This window comes from Parahaliea maris (assembly GCF_008064665.1).
In the GTDB taxonomy this organism is placed as follows: Bacteria; Pseudomonadota; Gammaproteobacteria; order Pseudomonadales; family Halieaceae; genus Parahaliea; species Parahaliea maris.
This window is the reverse complement of record NZ_VRZA01000004.1, coordinates 266,796-284,990: the sequence shown is the minus strand read 5'-3', so window position 1 is coordinate 284,990 and position 18,195 is coordinate 266,796. Positions and strand designations below refer to the sequence as shown.

Annotated in this window: 15 protein-coding genes; 11 read left to right on the top strand and 4 right to left on the bottom strand. The window is 63.4% G+C overall.

Annotated features, from left to right (window positions below; genetic code table 11):
• Nucleotides 1-45: 45 nt before the first annotated feature.
• From FV139_RS13075 to FV139_RS13045, 7 genes are all read left to right on the top strand, one after another.
• The gene (locus FV139_RS13075; protein WP_148068894.1) at nt 46-501 is read left to right on the top strand and encodes an NUDIX hydrolase; all 456 of its coding nucleotides are present in this window, start codon (nt 46-48) and stop codon (nt 499-501) included.
• On the top strand, nt 498-1,589 hold the full coding sequence (gene mnmA / locus FV139_RS13070; protein ID WP_148068893.1) for a tRNA 2-thiouridine(34) synthase MnmA: 1,092 nt from the start codon (nt 498-500) through the stop codon (nt 1,587-1,589). Before FV139_RS13075 ends, mnmA begins: the two co-directional genes overlap by 4 nt.
• Nucleotides 1,586-2,230, top strand: a complete 645-nt coding sequence (gene hflD / locus FV139_RS13065) for a high frequency lysogenization protein HflD (protein WP_148068892.1) — start codon at nt 1,586-1,588, stop codon at nt 2,228-2,230. Before mnmA ends, hflD begins: the two co-directional genes overlap by 4 nt.
• A 45-nt stretch (nt 2,231-2,275) precedes the next feature.
• Complete coding sequence (gene purB, locus FV139_RS13060; protein WP_148068891.1) at nt 2,276-3,646, top strand: adenylosuccinate lyase; 1,371 nt, start codon at nt 2,276-2,278, stop codon at nt 3,644-3,646.
• A 73-nt stretch (nt 3,647-3,719) separates the two neighbouring features.
• A complete protein-coding gene (locus FV139_RS13055; protein ID WP_148068890.1) occupies nt 3,720-4,898 on the top strand; it encodes a cupin domain-containing protein in 1,179 nt (392 codons plus the stop codon).
• Nucleotides 4,899-4,926: 28 nt separating this feature from the next.
• Nucleotides 4,927-5,367: a GNAT family N-acetyltransferase gene (locus FV139_RS13050; protein ID WP_148068889.1), complete on the top strand. Its 441-nt coding sequence runs from the start codon at nt 4,927-4,929 to the stop codon at nt 5,365-5,367.
• A 1-nt stretch (nt 5,368) separates the two neighbouring features.
• Nucleotides 5,369-5,875, top strand: coding sequence for a DUF7931 domain-containing protein (locus tag FV139_RS13045; protein ID WP_148068888.1), 507 nt, complete (start codon nt 5,369-5,371; stop codon nt 5,873-5,875).
• Nucleotides 5,876-5,882: 7 nt separating this feature from the next.
• Here FV139_RS13045 and FV139_RS13040 read toward each other — a convergent pair whose 3' ends face one another.
• On the bottom strand, nt 5,883-7,244 hold the full coding sequence (locus FV139_RS13040; protein WP_235898650.1) for an MATE family efflux transporter: 1,362 nt from the start codon (nt 7,242-7,244) through the stop codon (nt 5,883-5,885).
• A gap of 3 nt (nt 7,245-7,247) precedes the next feature.
• Nucleotides 7,248-9,041 (bottom strand): DUF885 domain-containing protein, encoded by a 1,794-nt coding sequence (locus FV139_RS13035; protein ID WP_148068887.1) that lies wholly within the window; start codon nt 9,039-9,041, stop codon nt 7,248-7,250.
• Nucleotides 9,042-9,234: 193 nt separating this feature from the next.
• Between FV139_RS13035 and FV139_RS13030 the strand changes: the two genes are divergently transcribed.
• Nucleotides 9,235-10,203, top strand: a complete 969-nt coding sequence (locus FV139_RS13030; RefSeq protein WP_148068886.1) for a hypothetical protein — start codon at nt 9,235-9,237, stop codon at nt 10,201-10,203.
• Between the two features lie 26 nt (nt 10,204-10,229).
• Here the strand turns inward: FV139_RS13030 and FV139_RS13025 are convergent, their stop codons facing one another.
• Entirely contained in the window at nt 10,230-10,748 is a 519-nt protein-coding gene (locus FV139_RS13025) for a peroxiredoxin (RefSeq protein ID WP_148068885.1), read from the bottom strand.
• A gap of 118 nt (nt 10,749-10,866) precedes the next feature.
• On the opposite strand from FV139_RS13025, the gene FV139_RS13020 reads away from it, so the two are divergent.
• Together FV139_RS13020 and FV139_RS13015 are read left to right on the top strand one after the other, a co-directional pair.
• Nucleotides 10,867-14,106 carry an amidohydrolase family protein gene (locus FV139_RS13020; RefSeq protein ID WP_148068884.1) on the top strand — a complete coding sequence of 1,080 codons (3,240 nt, stop codon included), beginning with the start codon at nt 10,867-10,869 and terminating at the stop codon, nt 14,104-14,106.
• A 157-nt stretch (nt 14,107-14,263) separates the two neighbouring features.
• Nucleotides 14,264-15,271: a methyltransferase gene (locus tag FV139_RS13015; protein ID WP_148068883.1), complete on the top strand. Its 1,008-nt coding sequence runs from the start codon at nt 14,264-14,266 to the stop codon at nt 15,269-15,271.
• Between the two features lie 76 nt (nt 15,272-15,347).
• On the opposite strand, the gene FV139_RS13010 is transcribed toward FV139_RS13015, so the two are convergent.
• Nucleotides 15,348-15,911 carry a VOC family protein gene (locus FV139_RS13010; protein ID WP_148068882.1) on the bottom strand — a complete coding sequence of 188 codons (564 nt, stop codon included), beginning with the start codon at nt 15,909-15,911 and terminating at the stop codon, nt 15,348-15,350.
• A 117-nt stretch (nt 15,912-16,028) separates the two neighbouring features.
• Between FV139_RS13010 and FV139_RS13005 the strand changes: the two genes are divergently transcribed.
• On the top strand, nt 16,029-18,191 hold the full coding sequence (locus FV139_RS13005; protein WP_148068881.1) for a tetratricopeptide repeat protein: 2,163 nt from the start codon (nt 16,029-16,031) through the stop codon (nt 18,189-18,191).
• The last annotated feature ends 4 nt before the right edge of the window (nt 18,192-18,195 follow it).

The following is an 18,195-nucleotide window of genomic DNA, read 5'->3' as shown; positions in this document are numbered from 1 at the left end:
CGTGAGTGTTTAACATCCGAGCAATCAGGAGGGATATTTCGTTCCATGAGCACAGACTGGCCACCCCATGTCACCGTCGCCACCGTGGTCGAGCGCGATGGCCGCTACCTGCTGGTAGAAGAACGCGACAAGGTCACCGGAGATCTGGTGTTCAACCAGCCAGCCGGCCACCTGGAGCCGGGCGAGACGCTGTTCGATGCCGCCCGGCGGGAAACCCTCGAGGAGAGCGGCTGGGAGGTCGAGTTGCTGGGCCTGTTGGGCTGGGCCCTGTACACCGCACCCTCCAACGGCGTGACCTACTACCGGAGCACCTTTATCGCCCGCCCCCTGCACCAGCGCAGCGAGCTGGCACTGGACCCCGACATCCTGCGCACCCACTGGCTCGATTACGGGGAAATCCTCGCCAACTCTGCTAGAATGCGCAGCCCTTTGGTGCTCGCGGCGATCGAACAGGCTCGCAGCGGCACCCGGTACCCGCTAGACGCACTACAGCATTTATGAGCAACGCATCCACCAAGGTCATTGTCGGCATGTCCGGCGGTGTCGATTCTTCTGTTTCCGCACTGCTGCTGAAGGAGCAGGGCTACGCCGTGGAAGGCCTGTTCATGAAGAACTGGGACGAGGACGACGGCACCGAGTACTGCACCGCCAAAGAAGACTTTGCCGACGCCCAGGCGGTGGCCGACAAGCTCGGCATCCCCCTGCACGGCGCCAATTTCGCCGCCGAGTACTGGGACAACGTGTTCGAGCACTTCCTGGAGGAGTACCGGGCCGGCCGCACCCCCAACCCGGACATCCTGTGCAACCGGGAGATCAAGTTCAAGGCCTTCCTCGACTACGCCCTGATGCTGGGCGCCGACCTGATCGCCACCGGCCACTACACCCGCCGCGGCGAAGCAGACGGCAAGGCCACCCTGCTCAAGGGCCTGGACCCGAACAAGGACCAGAGCTATTTCCTGCATGCTGTGGGTCACCATGAGCTGGAGAAGACCCTGTTCCCGGTCGGCGAGATCGAGAAGCCGGAGGTGCGCCGGCTGGCGGAACAGTACGACCTGGCCACAGCAAAGAAAAAAGATTCCACCGGTATCTGCTTTATCGGTGAGCGCCGCTTCAGCGATTTCCTCAAGCAGTACCTGCCCGCCCAGCCCGGCGACATTCACAGCCTGGAGGGCGAGGTACTGGGGCGCCACCAGGGCCTGATGTACCACACCATCGGCCAGCGCCAGGGCCTTGGCATTGGCGGCCGTGCCGACGCCGCCGACGCGCCCTGGTACGTGGTGGACAAAGACCTGGAGCGCAATGTGCTGTTAGTGGCCCAGGGCAATGACCACCCCGCCCTGTTCAAGTCCACTCTGTATACCGGCGCTATCTACTGGGTGGCGGGCTCAGCACCGGCGCTGCCCGCACAACTCACTGCCAAGGTGCGCTATCGCCAGGCGGACCAGGCCTGCACCCTGCACCGTGACGGGGAGGGCTACCGGGTCGAGTTCGATACCCCCCAGCGCGCCATCACCCCCGGGCAGTCAGTGGTGTTCTACGCCGACGACACCTGCCTCGGTGGCGGCGTGATCGAGCGAGCCGCCCCATGAGCAAGCGCGCACTCAGCGACATCGAACAGCAGACCCTGGCCCTCGCCGGGGTGGTGCAGGCTGCCCGTATCGTCGACCAGATATCCCGCACCGGCAGCTACCCGCCGGAATTTCTGGAGGCCTCCATCAACAGCCTGTTCAAATTCGACGCCGAGCGGGTGGAGGACGTGTTTGGCGGCCTGCCCGGCATCAAGCTCGGCCTGCAGAACCTGGCCGCCCTGCTGGCCAACCAGCGTGAAGCGGAAAACCGCGACATGGTCCGCTACGTGTTTGCCCTGCTCTACCTGGAGGGCAAATTCAGCGCGGACCCGGCCATGATGTCCGTCGTGCGCTCGCGCCTGGAACACGCCAGTTTCCGTGCCGAGCACTTCGCCGGGCACGTCCAGGATGTCTGCCACAGCATCTCCGGTGTCTACCAGGACACCCTCAGCAAGCTCAAATTCCGCATCAAGGTGACTGGCAGCGCCCAGCACCTGCAGGACAGCAAGAACGCCGACATCATCCGCGCCCTGCTGCTGGCGGGGATTCGCTCGGGTTTTCTCTGGCGCCAGCTCGGCGGCCGGCGCTGGAAGCTATTGTTCCAGCGCAAGGCCCTGCTGCGCTGCGCCCAGGACCTGTCCCGCAGCACCAGCCTGGTGTAAAATCGCCGCCCCCAACCACCCCCAAATCTATTTCCCGGAGTCAGCATGGACCTGTCAGCGCTTACCGCCGTATCCCCCATCGATGGCCGCTACGGCAGCAAAACCGCAGCCCTGCGCGAGGTATTCAGCGAATACGGCCTGATCAAGCGCCGGGTACTGGTGGAAGTCCGCTGGCTGCAGCGCCTGGCGAGCCACGCCGGGATCGGCGAAGTGCCCGCCCTGTCCGCCGGCGCCAATGCCCTGCTGGAAAGCATCGAAACCGGCTTCAATGTTGAGGGCGCCGCGCGGATCAAGGAGATCGAGCGCACTACCAACCACGACGTGAAAGCGGTGGAATACTTCATCAAGGAACGCTTTGCCGACAACGCCGAACTGAACGCCATTTCCGAGTTCGTGCACTTTGCCTGTACCTCCGAGGACATCAACAACCTGTCCCACGCGCTGATGCTGCGCGACGGCATGAATGACGTGATCCTGCCGGAAATGCAGCGAGTGGTGGACGCCCTGACCGACCTCGCCGTGGCCAGCGCCGAGGCGCCGATGCTGTCCCGCACCCACGGCCAGACCGCCAGCCCCTCCACCATGGGCAAGGAAATCGCCAACGTGGTCGCCCGCCTGCGCCGCCAGATGCAGCAGATCGAGCGGGTGGAATTCCTCGGCAAAATCAACGGCGCCGTGGGCAACTACAACGCCCACCTGTCGGCCTACCCGGAAGTGGACTGGCAGGACAACGCCGAACAGTTCGTGACCTCCCTGGGGCTGACCTTCAACCCCTACACCACCCAGATCGAACCCCACGACTACATGGCCGAGCTGTTCGACGCCATCGCCCGCTTCAACACCATCCTGGTGGACTTCGACCGGGACGTCTGGGGCTACATCTCCCTGGGCTACTTCAAGCAGCGCACCATCGCCGGGGAAGTGGGCTCCTCCACCATGCCGCACAAGGTCAACCCCATCGACTTCGAGAACTCCGAAGGGAACCTGGGCCTGGCCAACGCGGTGTTTGGCCACCTGGCCGCCAAGCTACCAGTCAGCCGCTGGCAGCGGGACCTCACCGACAGCACCGTACTGCGCAACATGGGCGTGGGCATGGGTTACAGCCTGATTGCCTACCAGGCCAGCCTGAAGGGCATCGGCAAGCTGCAGCTGAACGAAGCGCGCCTGGCCCAGGACCTGGACAGCAGCTGGGAAGTACTGGCGGAGCCCATCCAGACCGTCATGCGCCGCTACGGCATCGAGCAGCCCTACGAGAAACTCAAGGCTCTGACCCGCGGCCAGGATATGAACCGGGAAACCATCCAGGCCTTCGTGGAGACCCTGGAGTTGCCGCAGCAGGCCCGGGACGAGCTGCTGGCCCTCACGCCGTCCAGCTACATCGGCAACGCCGTAGCCCAGGCCAAAGCCATCAAGTAACACTCTCCCCACAAGCTCCCCGCCCGACACTGCGCTAAATTCGCAGTGTCGGCTCCCTGTCGGCTGGTTCATAATGGCGGCATCATCCATCGCGCCACAGGCCCCCTGCCCGCTCCCCATGCCCCCGACCAAGCCCCTGACACTGCCTATAGATATCGAGCACTTCCTGGCCGAGTACTGGCAGCGCAAACCCCTGCTGATTCGCAATGCGATCGCGGATTTCGAAGTGCCGCTGGATGCCGACGAACTCGCGGGCCTGGCGATGGAGGCGGAAGTGGAATCGCGCATCGTGGAGGAAGCCGGCGGTGCCTGGGCGCTGAGCCACGGCCCCTTTACCGAAGCGGACTTCCAGCGCCCTCCCCCCTGGACCCTGCTGGTTCAGGCGGTGGACCAGTTCGTACCCGAAGTGGCCGCACTGCAGCAATTGGCAGCCTTTATCCCCCAGTGGCGCGCCGACGATGTGATGGTGAGCTACGCCACCGACGGCGGTAGCGTGGGGCCCCATTTCGATTACTACGACGTGTTCCTGCTGCAGGGCGAAGGCGAGCGCCTGTGGCGCCTGGGCCAGCATTGCGACAGTAGCAGTCCCTTACTGGCGGGCTGCGACATGCGGGTACTCGAGCACTTCGAATGCCAGCAGGAGTGCCTGCTGGAGCCGGGGGACCTGCTGTACGTCCCGCCGGGGCTGGCCCACTGGGGCATTGCCCGGGGCGAGTGCACCACCTTCTCCATCGGCTTTCGCGCCCCGGCCCGGCGCGACCTGCTGGCCCGCCTCACCGACACCGCCCTCGACAGCAGCAATGCCGACAACCTGCTGGCTGACCCGCAGCGCGCCGGTGCCGATCGCTCCGGTGAAATAACCGCAACCGACCTTGAGAACGCCCGTCGCCAGGCCATTGCGCTGCTGCAGGACGAGCAGTCACCGCACTGGTTCGGTGAACTGGTGACAGAACCGCGCTATGACCTGAAGGCAGGCGACGTTGACGAGGCGGATATCCGCGCTTTACTCAAGGGGGAAACCCCACTGTATCGCGACCCGACGGGGCGGCTCGCCTGGACCCGGCAGGGCGACGACCTCGTGGTGTTTGCCAACGGCGCCAGCTGCGACGCCCCTGGCGCGATGTTGCCCTGGTTGACAGACTTCTGTGCCCGGGGGCAGGCAGACTGTGGTGACCTGGAAAACTTGCATCCACAAGCCAGCGGGTTACTGTACTTCCTTCTTGAAAGCGGTGCAGCCTGCATCGATGGCTGAGCGACCTACACTGGAAACGGAGCGACCCATGTCGAATGACACAGACACCCTTACCCTGCAGCCTGTCAGCTGGAGCGAGGCCTCGAAGGCCCTCAGTGAACTGCGCCGCGTGGTGTTCATCGAGGAACAGGGGGTACCCAAGGATATCGAGTGGGATGGCCGCGACAACGAAAGCCGCCATGTGCTGGCCCTGCGCGGGGAGACCCCGGTGGGCTGTGGCCGGCTGATGCCCGACGGCAAAATCGGCCGGATGGCAGTATTGCCCAGCGAGCGCGGCAAGGGCACTGGCGGTGCGGTCCTGCAGCGCCTGATCGAGCTGGCAAAGGAGTCCGGCATGTCCCGGGTCTATGTCCACGCCCAGCAGCACGCCGCCCCCTTCTACCGCCGGGCAGGCTTTGTCCCCCGCGGCGCCACCTTCGAGGAAGCCGGCATTCCGCACACCACCATGCACCTGGAAATCCCCCAGTAACATGAACGAGGAGCAGACGGAGCCCCGGCAGGACTTTGTCGCCGGGGTCGAATACCCCGCTCCTTTCGACGACTACGCCCAGGCGCTGGCGGAGAGCGCGCGGCGCTACTTCTGCATTCTCAGCCCGCGGCTCGACACCCGGGTGTTTGACCGCCCGGAGCTGGTCAGCGCCCTGGCCGCCCTCGCCCGCCGCAGTCGGCAGACTGAAATCCGCGTATTGGTGAGGGAAGCGGCGCCGCTGGTAAGACAGGGCCACCGCCTGCTGCAACTGGCCCGGCGCATGCCCTCCAAGGTGCGCCTGCAGGTGCTGGCAGAACACCCGGAGTGGCCGGGACAAACCCTGGTCGTTCGCGACCACGACGGCGTGCTCTACCAACCGCCAGACAGCGACAGCGGCGGCTTCTACGAGCCCGATTCCCGCGCTTCCACCCAGCAACACCTCGAACTGTTCCAGAACCTCTGGCGCAGTAGTGCGCCAAGCGTGGAATTGCGGCGCCTGGATCTTTAGCGGGCCCCTACTCCGCCATCACCCGCGCCAGCCGCTCCGGTGAGCGCCAGCGGCTGCCCAGCAGGCGCCAGAGATAGATGGCCGCCAGGGCCAGCAGGGTCGCAACAAAGGCCCACCAGCTCGCCATCGGCCCAAACGCCAGCACCTTGATGATGTACACCTGGAACACCAGCATCAGCACGTGGATAAGCATGGAGGTAATCATCAGCCAGCGAGTATCCCCGGCGCCGCGCAGGACGCCACTGGCAATCAGGATGGCCGCGTCCGCCAGCACGTAGGTCGCCAGGCCGATCATCATCTGGCTACCCAGGGTTACGATGGTGCTGAAGTCCTCTCCCGGTGTGGCGAAGACGTTCATCAGTTGCTCGCGCAGCACGATGAAGAAAGTGCCCAACAGGATCGAGTAGCCGAACGCCAGCAGGAACGCGGCGCTGATCACGTGGTTGGTGCGGGTCATGTCACCGGCACCCACGTAACGGCCAATCATGCTGGTGACGGCAATGTTCATCCCGATCAGCGGAACATAGTTGAGCATGTCCCAGTTGAACACGATGGCCATGGCGGCACCTTCGTTCACCCCGTAGGACTGGAACAGCAGCAGGAACAGGTTGAAGGTGGCAGCACCCACAAACACTTCCATACCCGAAGGCAAACCCAGGCGGACATAGCGCTGCAGGATGCCCCGGTCGTAGTGGAACGAGTCCATCACCGAAAAACGCCGGCGGTGCACGCGGTTGAAGTAGAACAGTGCGTAAACCGCTACCGAGAAGCCGGTGGCAATCACCGTCCCCAGCGCCGCGCCCTGTATGCCCAGGGCCGGCAGGCCCATCACGCCAAATATGAGGGCATAGGTCAGGGGAATGTTGACCAGCACCCCGAGCACGTCGGAGATCATCACCACCCGGGTCCGGGCAATACCGGAAAAATAGGAGGCGATACAGGTTTTGGTCAGGGCGAGGAAGGAACCCGCCAGCAACACGAAGAAGTACTGGCGTTCGAGTGCCACCTGGGCCGGAGCGTGCCCCATCCATTCAAAGAGGTTGGCCGCCTGCCAGCCGAGCAGTAACAGCAGGGGCTGGCAGGCTGCCGCCATGATCACCCCCTGGGTCACCACCCGCGGGCACTTGGCCAGTTGCCCGGCCCCCATGTACTGGGCCGCCAGCGCCGTGGCGTAGGAAATGACCCCCTGGAACAGGGAAATCGTGACAAAGAAAGTGACACCCCCACCCAGGGCAGAGGCGATGTGCAGGGCGTCGATCCGCGACATGAAGAGCCGATCGGTGAAGACCATCAGCGCAAAGGCGCTCTGGGACACCACCATTGGCAGTGCCAGCCGGAACAGCTCCTTCAGGGTCGCGGACGAGAACATAAATCAGCGGCTGGCGGCAATCCACTCGTCGACGCGGCGTTCGAGAATTGCCAGCGGCAGTGAGCCGCCGCCCAGCACCAGGTCGTGATAGGCGCGGATATCAAAGGCGTCGCCCATCTCGGCTTTGGCGCGCTCGCGCAGTTCGAGGATTTTCAGCATGCCCACCTTGTAGGAGGTCGCCTGCCCCGGCCACACCAGGTAGCGCTGGATCTCCGAGCGCACGGCGGTTTCCGGAATGGCCGAGTTATCCAGCATGTACTGGACCGCCTGCTCCTCACTCCAGCCCTTGGCGTGCATCCCGGTGTCCACCACCAGGCGAATCGCGCGGAAGATCTCCGCGCCCAGGCGGCCGAAGTTGTAATAGGGATTGTCGTAAACGCCCATCTCCCAGGCCAGCAGTTCCGAGTACAGGGCCCAGCCCTCGCCGTAGGCGGAGTACCAGACATTGGTGCGGAACAGCGGCAGGTCGGTGCGCTCCAGTGCAATCGAGCCCTGCATGTGGTGGCCGGGGTTGCCCTCGTGGTAGGCGGTGGTCTGCAGGTCGGTACGATTGTTGGCGCCCATGTCCGAAAGGTGCATGTAATAGACACCCGGACGACTGCCGTCGGCCGTGCCACTGGAGTAGTGCGCCGCAGCGCCATCGCGCTCACGGAAGGCCTCGACCCGGCGAACCTCCAGCGGCGCCTTGGGCAGGATGCCAAAGTACTCCGGGAGTTTGGCGTCGATCAGGTCCAGATAGTGGATCGTCTCGTCGATGAACGCCTGGCGGCCGGCGTCGGTGTTGGGATAGTAGAACTGCTCGTCACTGCGTACAAACTCGAAGAAGGCCGCCAGGTCCCCCTCAAAGCCCACTTGCTTGCGAATCGCATCCATTTCGCCGCGAATACGCGCCACTTCGGAAAGCCCGAGTTGGTGCACCTCCTCGGCGCTCATATCGGTGGTGGTATAACTGCGCAAACGATAGGCATAGAACGCCTGCCCGTCAGCCAGGCTGGAAACACCCAGAGGCTGCTCCGAGGTGTTTTTGCGGTCTGACTCAAGCCAGGCCACCAGCCCCTTGTAGGCTGGCTCCACTGCTGTCAGCAGGGTTTCGCGAGCCTGCTCGAGCAGGGCCGCGGCGCGCTGCTCGTCCACCGCGCCCGCTTCCTGCAGCCCGGCCACCTTGGTCTGGATATCGGCCCACAAAGGAGCCGTGGCGTCGGTGTCGTCAAACGGCGCCCCGCTGACAACTGCCCGGGACTGGTCGATCACGATGTCGTAGGCAAAACGCGGCGGACGCACTCCCTTGTCGGCGCCCCGTTGAGCCCGCTCCTGCACCTGGCCAAGGGCCCGGGCTACACCCTCCAGGCGGCTGATATAGTCGAGCATGTCCTGCTCGGTAGCCACGTTGTGGAAGTTGATCAGGAACTGTGGCAGCGACGTGTGCACGGCGGTTACCTGGTCCAGCACATAAGTGTGCGGACGCCAGCCAAGATCCTCGACCGCGCGGTCGGCACGGTAGATCCAGTAGTCGTAACTGACCCGGGCCTCGGAGTCCAGGGCCTGGTAGTCGAACCCGGCCTTCAGCGCGGCAACCGTACCCTGGCGCCATTGCAACTGGGCCTCGGCTGCGGCATCGCTGTAATCATCGATCTGGTCGTACTGGGTCTTGCGGCCCAGTTTGGTCTGCTCCATGGGGTTGAACCCCAACTCTTCTTCGTAACGCGCGTCCAGCCACTGGGTGAGGCGTTCGCTCTCACTCGGGGCTGCCACGGCGGCCAGCGGCACCAATAACAGTGCCGCAATCAGGTTGCGCATGGTGTAACTCCTTGCCTGAAATGGCGAATATCGGGGCGCTGTTGCAGCTCCTCGCCACAGAATTCGAGGGACCGGGCCTGCTCTACTGGCAACCCCCGGACAGGCGACCTAGTATAGTGACTGTGCCACCAGAAACCAGTACCTGTTCAGTTCGCTGGAGCACCGCGTTATTAAGTAACAAGAGCCAGAATTTATGCCACAAAGTGTTACTCATTGCCCACATCACACCGCACCCTGGGCGCTCGCTATAGCGATAACAGCCACCCTCACCCTCCCCGCCACCGCCCAGGAGGATTCGGGCATCAATTTCCGAGAACTGGGCCAGGGCTATGCCCACATGATCAGTTTCGCTGCCGCGCCGGAGATCTCCGCATCGGGCTTCCGGATCGACAGCGAGACGCCCAATACGGACAACGTCATGGCCGTGCTCAAGGTCCCGCTGTACAAGGAATTTGAAATCGAGGACAGTGACTGGCGCTGGTATGCCCAGGGCGCCTTCAGTTCACTGCGCTACACCGAGGAACTGGACGACCTTGAACTGGTTCCCGGCATGGATATGTTCACCACTGACATCGATGCCGAGTGGGAGGCCTACACCGGGGTGGCGGAAGCCGGCCTGATCATGCCGCTCACGCAATCCCTGTCATTGACCGGCGGATTCGGCGCCGGTGGCACCCGGCTCAAGAATGATTCGAGTATCAGCAACGCATTTGTGCGCGATATTCTGGCACCGGTGCTTGAAGGTCAGGTCATCAACTGGCGCACCAGCGCGGTGATCGGCCGGGCAACCGTCGGGCTGGCATACAGGGACACCTGGTATGACAACCTCAAGGTCCGGGGCAGCACCAGCTATGTCTACAGCTATGTGGAAAGCTTCAATGAATCCGAAGGTTTCCCCAGCTTCCAGGCGAACACGGGCAGTATGTCAGCCAAATTCGACGTTGCCCAGCCCCTGTCGGCGACGATCAATGAGCACCCGCTGTACCTGATCGGCCACGTTGCCGGCACTGCCTTTACCGGCCCGGGACGCGACCAGTTCGGTTTTACTCACTTCTACGAAGTGGGGGTGGCACTGGGTTACCGCCAGGTGGCACTGGGGTTGCAGGCAGTGCTGGGGCCCGATGTAGACGGGCTCACCATCACCTTTGACTATGGCTTCTGAGTGCAGGGCTTCTGAGTGCAGGGCTTCTAGCGTTTGGCAACGCCCAGCTCCCCCAGTGTGGCAGCCATGTCCTGGGCAGACGTAGCGGGCTCCACGTCGGTATCGATCTTCAGCACCTTGCCATCCGCGCCAATGTAGATGGTGTGGCGCTTGGCAAAGCCGAGCATGTGCAGCACGTCATACGCTTCGGCGGCGGTTTTCTCCGGGTCGCTGAGCAGGGGGAAGTCTGCCTTGGTCTCCTTGGCGAAGCCCTTGTTGTCCTCCAGAGGGTCCACACTGGCCATGAAGTAGCTGACGTCGTACTCCCGGATCAGGTGGCCATTCTCCGCCAGCGACTTGCATTCAATGGTACAGCCCTTGGTGTAGGCCTTGGGAAACCAGGCCAGCACCACAGCCTGCTTGCCGCGGTAATCCGACAGGGTGTAGGTCTTGCCGTCACTCGCCTGCAGGGTAAAGTCCGGGGCCATATCGCCGACATCCAGCGCAGATGCGGGTAGCGCGACCAGCAGGCTCAGGGAAATCAGGGTCAAAAACTTGCGGAACATGGTTAGTTCTCCGTTTCACATGGGGCAGTGCTACACGTGGTGGGTTCCACCGTGTAAGGTACGCGAGTTCGCGCAGTATGTATCACCGCGCATCATTCAACAAATACTGGACTACCGCATGAAATACCAATCGACCGCGCCACTGGCGCTGGCGACCCTGCTGGCGGCGCCGGGGCTACTGGCCGCCGAAGAGACGGAAGCAGGATGGGACGTTAACGCTCCCGCCTACTCCGTCAAACCCACCCGCGCCGAAATCGACGTCACCGAGGGCACCTGGATGAGCCTGGATGTCTCCCCGGACGGCAAGCAGGTCGTGTTCGACCTGATGGGCGACCTCTACCTGCTGCCGCTGGCGGGCGGCGAGGCCCAATCCCTGACCTCCGGCCACGCCTGGGACATGCAGCCGCGCTTCAGCCCGGATGGCAAAAAGATCGCGTTTACCTCCGACCGCGCCGGCGGCGACAACATCTGGACCCTGGACCTGGACGCCAACACCTACCACCAGGTGACCTTCGAGGATTTCCGGTTGATGAACAACCCCACCTGGAGCCCGGACGGCGACTACATCGCCGCCCGCAAGCACTTCACCACATCCCGCTCCCTGGGCACCGGTGAGGTCTGGCTGTACCGCGCCGACGGCGGTGAAAACCAGAGCGGCCAGCTGGTCGTGGAACGCCCCGCCAAGACCTTCCAGAAGGAACAGGGTGAGCCCATGTTCACCGCGGATGGCAAGGGCATCTACTACACCCTGAACGCCACCCCCGGGAACACCTTTATCTACCACCAGGACAGCAACACCGAGCTGTTCCAGATCCGCCGCATCGACCTGGGCAGCGGTGAAGTGACCACCGTAGCCGGCGGCCCCGGTGGCGCCGTGCGCCCTACCCCCTCTCCGGACGGCAAGCAGCTCGCCTTCGTCAAGCGCGTGCGCTCCGAATCCCGCCTGTTCGTGAAAGACCTGGCCAGCGGCGAGGAGCGCATGGTGTACGCCGACCTCGACCAGGATATGCAGGAAACCTGGGCCGTCCACGGCCTCTACCCGAACATGGACTGGACCCCCGACAGCGAAGCCATCGTGTTCTGGGCCGGCGGCAAGCTGAAGAAAATCAGCGTGGACAGTGGCGAGGTCAGCGACATCCCCTTCCACGTGAAGGACACCCGCGACATCTACCCCGCTCCCCGCTTCAAGGTGGACGTGGCACCGGAGCGCTTCCGCACCCGCATGGTGCGCTTTGCCCAGCCCTCCCCCGACGGCAAGGCCGTGGTGTTTGAATCCCTCGGCCAGCTCTATGTGCAGCGCGGCGACAGCGCCCCCAAAGCCCTGGCCTCCGACCCGCAGGACGGCTTCGACTACTCCCCGGTGTGGGCGCCCGACGGTGACGACATCTATTTCCTGCGCTGGAACGATGAAAGCCTGACCTCCATCCGCAAGGTCAGCGCACGCGGCGGCCGCTCCCGTGCCGTGAGCGACGCCAGGGGCCAGTTCACCGAGCTCGCCATCGACAATGAAGGCGAGACCCTGGCCTTCCGCAAACGCCCCGGTTCGGCCCTACTCAACCCCGCCTGGGGCGTGGAACCCGGCGTTTACCTGATGGACATCGACGACGGCCAGCCCCGCTTTGTGAGCAAACGCGGCACCGCCCCGCACTTCGGGCCGGACGATGGCCGCCTCTACGTGCAGGAACGCGCCGACAGCGCCACCGGCCGCGGCAGCAGCACCGCCGTCACCAAACTGCTGTCCATGAACTACAACGGGAACGAAGTCCGCGAACTGGCCCAGGCCGAGTTCGCCACCACCGTGCGCATGTCCCCCAGCGGCCGCCAGCTGGCCTTCGAGGACAGCCACCACATGTTCCTGGCGGACATCCTGCCCAGTGGCAAGCCAGTGGTACTGGACGCTCCCAAGCCGGCCTTCCCCAGCGTCAAGCTGAGCACGACCGGCGGCACCTACCTGTACTGGAATGCCGATGGCAGCGCCGTGAGCTGGTCCGTCGGGCCGGTACTGAAAACCGTCGCGGTGAAGGACGCCTTCGCCGAAGGCTTTGAGGCCCCCAAAGGCGGCCGCGACCTGTCGATGGAGGTGGAGGCCGTCAAGCCCGACACCCGCGTGGCCCTGGTCAACGCCCGGGTCATCACCATGGACGGTGCGCGTACCGTCCACGAACGCGGTACCGTGCTGCTGGAAGGCAACCGCATCAAGGCGGTCGGCGCCACGGGCGAACTGAGCGTTCCGGCCGGCTACGAGCAGGTGGACCTGGCCGGCAAGACCGTGATCCCCGGCTTTGTCGACATTCACGCCCACGGCCCCTACGGCTCCGGCGAGATTGTGCCCCAGCAGAACTGGAACCTGCTCGGCCACCTGGCGCTGGGCGTGACCACCGTGCATAACCCCTCCAGCGTGGCCAGCCTGGTGTTTGCCGCCGCGGAATACCAGCAGACCGGCAAGATCCTCGGCCCGCGCATCTTCTCCACCGCCGAGATCGTGTACGGCGCCAAGAGCACCTACTGGTCACCGGTGAACAGTCTGGACGACGCCCTCTCCCACGTGCGCCGGCTCAAGGCCCAGGGCGCCATCTCGGTGAAGAACTACAACCAGCCGCGCCGTGAACAGCGCCAGCAGGTGATCGAGGCAGCCCGCCAGGAAGGCCTGATGTCCGTGGCCGAGGGCGGTTCCCTCTACCACCTGGACATGAACCTGATCGGCGACGGCATCACCGGTATCGAGCACAACGTGCCCGTCATGCCCATGTACGACGACGTCACCCAGTACTGGAGCCAGTCCCAGGCCGGCTACACCCCGACCCTGGTAGTGACCTTCGGCGGCCTGACCTCCGAGGACTACTACTACCAGGACACCGAAGTATGGAAGCACCCCATCCTGTCCAACTTCGTGCCCCCGGCAGTGCTGCAGCCGCGCTCTGTGCGCCGCCCGATGGCCCCGGAAGCGGACTACCGTGACGACGACGCCGCCGCGGCCGCCAAGGTGCTGCTGGACAAAGGCATCATGGTCAACACCGGCGCCCACGGCCAGCGTGAAGGCCTGGGTACCCACTGGGAGATGTGGAGCTTCGTGCGCGGTGGCTTCAGCCCCATGGAAGCGCTCTCCGCCGCAACCATCAACCCCGCCACCTATCTCGGCATGAGCGATGACGTGGGCTCACTGGAAGCCGGCAAACTGGCGGACCTGGTGATCCTGGAAGACAACCCGCTGGCAGACATCCGCAACACCGATCACATCAGCCACGTGATGGTGAACGGCCGCCTGTACCGGGCCGGCGACCTGGGCGAAGAAGTGACCGGGGATGCCGAGCTCAAGCCCTTCTACTGGCAGGGCAAGCCGGAGTCGGAGATTCGCTGATAGCGGACAACCGCTAACTGGAAGGCCCCGGGGTGCAAAGCCTCGGGGCCCTCTACAGAGCTCCTCTACTGACCTCCCCTGCAAGCTTTTCTGACATTTTCGACCATACTTTGGTATCTGCATTTGCGCCACCAGCGGGCGCAGGAGGTCGATACCCATGTCCGCAATTCCAGACCAGGAAGCCATTATGCAGCTTGGCACCGCTTTCTGGGGGTCAAGGACCCTGTTAAGTGCCGTCGAGCTGGGCCTGTTCACAGAATTGGCCGCAGGTCCGAAGAGCGGTGAAGATATCAGGCAGCGCCTGGGCCTGCATCGACGAAGCGCAACCGATTTCCTCGATGCCCTGGTCGCCCTGGGCATGTTGTGCAGGGAGAATGGGCTCTACTCGAATACGCCCGATACAGACGCCCTCCTCGACCGCAACAAACCAGCCTACATTGGCGGTCTGCTGGAAATGTTCAGCGCGCGCCTCTTTCGCCATTGGGCCAACCTCACCGAGGCCCTGAAAACCGGTGTGTCGCTGAACGATACTGAAAACGACGATCCTTTCGAGGTGCTCTACGACTCCCCGGATCACCTGAAGCAGTTTCTGTCCGCCATGACTGCCATCAGCCTGGGTCCCGCAAAAGCGGCAGCAGAGCTGTTCCCCTGGAACGAGTTCAAGTCTTTCATTGATGTCGGGTGCGCCCAGGGCGGGTTCACGGCGCAGATTGCCATGGCTCACCCACACCTGACAGGCGGCGGTTTCGACCTGCCACAGGTAGGACCTATTTTTGATGATTACATGAGTTCACAGGGTGTATCGGAGCGGATGACGTTCTACCCCGGCAACTTCTTCGAAGACGCGTTACCACCCGCGGATGTGATCGTCATGGGCCACATACTTCACGACTGGGATCTCGAACAGAAGCGCGCACTGGTGCAAAAGGCCTACGATGCGCTGCCCGAAGGCGGCGCCTACGTGGTCTACGAAGCACTGATCGATAACGAACGGCGCGAGAACGCCTTCGGATTACTTATGAGCCTGAACATGTTGATCGAGACTCCCGGCGTTTTCGACTATACCGGTGCCGACTGCGAGGGCTGGATGAAAGACGCGGGATTCCGTGCAACCCGTACCGTCCACCTCGTAGGACCTGATTCGATGGTTATCGCTACGAAATAGCCAGCAAGCGGCCACCTCCTGCTCACTCGCCACGGGCAACATTATCACACGCCCGATGGTTCGGCGGGTTCTCAATCTAACTCATGCCATGCTGGACCGGCAGAGGTGACGGTTCGCTGTCAGGCCGATCAAGTAACTCCGCCTCGGAGGCGCCAGCGCGATAGCGCGCCAGTAACTCATCAGGATCGTAACCGACACCAATGGGGTTAGCGGCAAAGAGGTCACTGCGCATAAATGCGTTGGCTTCTTCGACACTGCAGCTCTCTACCTGGAATTCGTGCCGGTTGCCGTCCGGGTCCTGGTAGTACAGGGACAGCGTAAAGCCATGATGCACCGGCCAGTAAGGCGAGATACCGAGCCCTTTCAGCCGTTCGTAAGTCTCCAGCAGCTCCCCCGCCGACGCGAAGGTGAAGGCCACGTGGTTGACGCCCACCTCACCGCACTCCACCGGCGCAACCGTCGGTTTCAGTACATCGAGGTTGGCAAAGGCAAAGCGGTGATGCTCTTCGTCGAAGGTCATGAAGGTCAGCGCAGGGTCCGAGTGCACTATCCAGGCCCCGAACACCGTCTCGTACCAGGCAATCATTTCCTCGTAGCGGCGAGTCATGAACACAACGTGGGCAAGGCGCGGCTTTGGCATGTTGGTCTCCCGGTTTGTTATCGGGTAAGCATAGTCCCGGGGCCGCTTTTTCGCCCAGTGCATTTGGCTTACAAAGTGCTATTATCGGCGCTTGGGGCTATTCAGGGACTAATAGCTGTGTCGGGATTGATCGGGGAATTAAAGCGGCGTAACGTCTTCCGGGTGGCGATAGCCTACCTCGCCCTCGGGTGGGTCATCGTCCAGGTGACCGACGTAGCAGTTCCGGCATTAAACCTGCCCGAATGGGTACCTTCACTGGTGTTTTTTCTCGGGCTCATCGGTTTCCCCGTCGCCCTCCTCTTTGCCTGGGCCTTCGAGCTGACACCCGACGGTCTTAAACGCAGTGAGGATGTGCTGCCTGAAGATTCAGTCACCTCTAACACCGGCCGGTTGCTGGAACACCTCAGCCTCGGACTTCTCGCGATCGCCCTGGGCTTTGTGGTCTGGGACGCTTACCTCAGTTCTCCCAGCGATGAAGCGCCGCCAGCGGCTGCCCGCATTTCGGAGATTACTGAAAGCGCGGATGCCCCGCCACTGCAAGCCTCGATCGCCGTGCTGCCCTTCGAGGACATGTCCCCCGCCAAAGACCAGGAATACTTTTCCGACGGGATCTCCGAGGAGATTCTCAACCTGCTGGCGAAAACGGAAAAGCTGCGGGTGGCTGCGCGCACGTCGTCCTTTGCCTTCAAGGGCACCAATGCCGACGTCAAGGACATCGCCACCAAGCTGGACGTAGGCAATGTGCTGGAAGGTTCGGTGCGCAAGTCCGGCAATACCCTGCGCATCACTGCCCAGTTAATTGACGGCGACAGCGGTTACCATATCTGGTCGGAAACCTACGACCGCGAGCTCAAGGACGTGTTCTCGATGCAGGATGAGATCTCCGGCGCCATTCTGGGGGCGCTGAAGTTTCACCTGCTCGGGGAGCAGGCCCATGCGGCAGCCGACACTACGAACATGGACGCCTACAACGCCTTCCTGATCGGCCGCAGCCGCTTGAACCAGCGCACCCGGGAGGACGTGCTGGTAGCCCAGGAGAAGTTCCAGGAAGCCGTCCGGCTCGATCCCGATTTCGCACCCGCACACTCACTGCTGGCTGCCACCTGGATCTTCCTCGGGGACCAGTGGGAGACCGACTCCAGCGACCGTCTCAGCCCGGAAGAGGTAGAGCGGGAGGCCATCCCGGCCCTGGAGAAAGCCCTGGCGCTCAACCCGGAAAGCGCCGATGCCTACGCCATCCGCGGGCTGCTGCACACCCAGCGCTATCGCTTCAAAGAGGCTGGCGCCGACCTGGACATGGCCATTGCCCTCAATCCCAGCCACGCGCTGGCCTACCTGTGGCGCTCCGAATTGCGCTTCGAGGAGCGCAACTACCTGGCCATGCTGGCGGACAAGGAGCAGGCCTACGCCCTGGACCCGATGTCCCTGGAGATCTCCGAGGGTCTGGCCCGGGATTACCGGAATTTCTGGCGCCCCGAGGACGCCGACCGGATCGCAGACCGTATGGAACAACTGCACCCCGGCAGCCTGCCGGCCAGGCGCACCTCGATCCAGAACCTGACATCCCTGGGCCGCTACGCCGAGGCGCTACCGCTACTGAAAGCCGCCACGAAAGCCTATCCGGACAACGAGCGGATGCGCTCCTACTACGCTTGGTCGTTCGACTTCCTCGGGCTGCAAGACGAAGCGCTGGCGTTCGGGCTGCCCGATCTGTCCATGGAGGTCCACCTGGTGCGCAACGAGCCTGAGGCCGCCAGGGCGATTCTCGAGGCGACCACCCCGGAGGATGAGCGCTACAACGCCGTGCTCTGGCAGGGAATGCAGCTCGAGTACTGGCACGGTGACAACGACAGCCTGGCCCGCGTGGTCGCCGCCTACACCCAGGAGCTGGAGCGCCGCGGTGAGCCGTGGCAGGAGCGCTGTCACTTCGACCTGATCCAGTACTACCGCAAGCTGGGCCAGGGGGATCGCACCGAGCAGATGATGGCGCGCTGTCGGGACGAGACTGTCGGCATGCTCGAGGCGGGCTACCTCTGCCCCTGCAGCTGGTTCAACCTGGTGCTCGTCGCCATCCTGGACGGACAAACCGACGAGGCGGTGCGGCAGGCGCACGAGTGGCTGGACAAGGGCGACAGCTATTACGGCGTCGAGATACAGCCTATCTTCGCCGAGCTCAAAGATCACCCCGAGTTCCCGACACTGCTGCGCCGCAATGCAGACCAGATTGCGCGTCAGCAGCGGATCTACAAAGCGCAGGGCAAGGGGTCAGATAACTCCTGATACC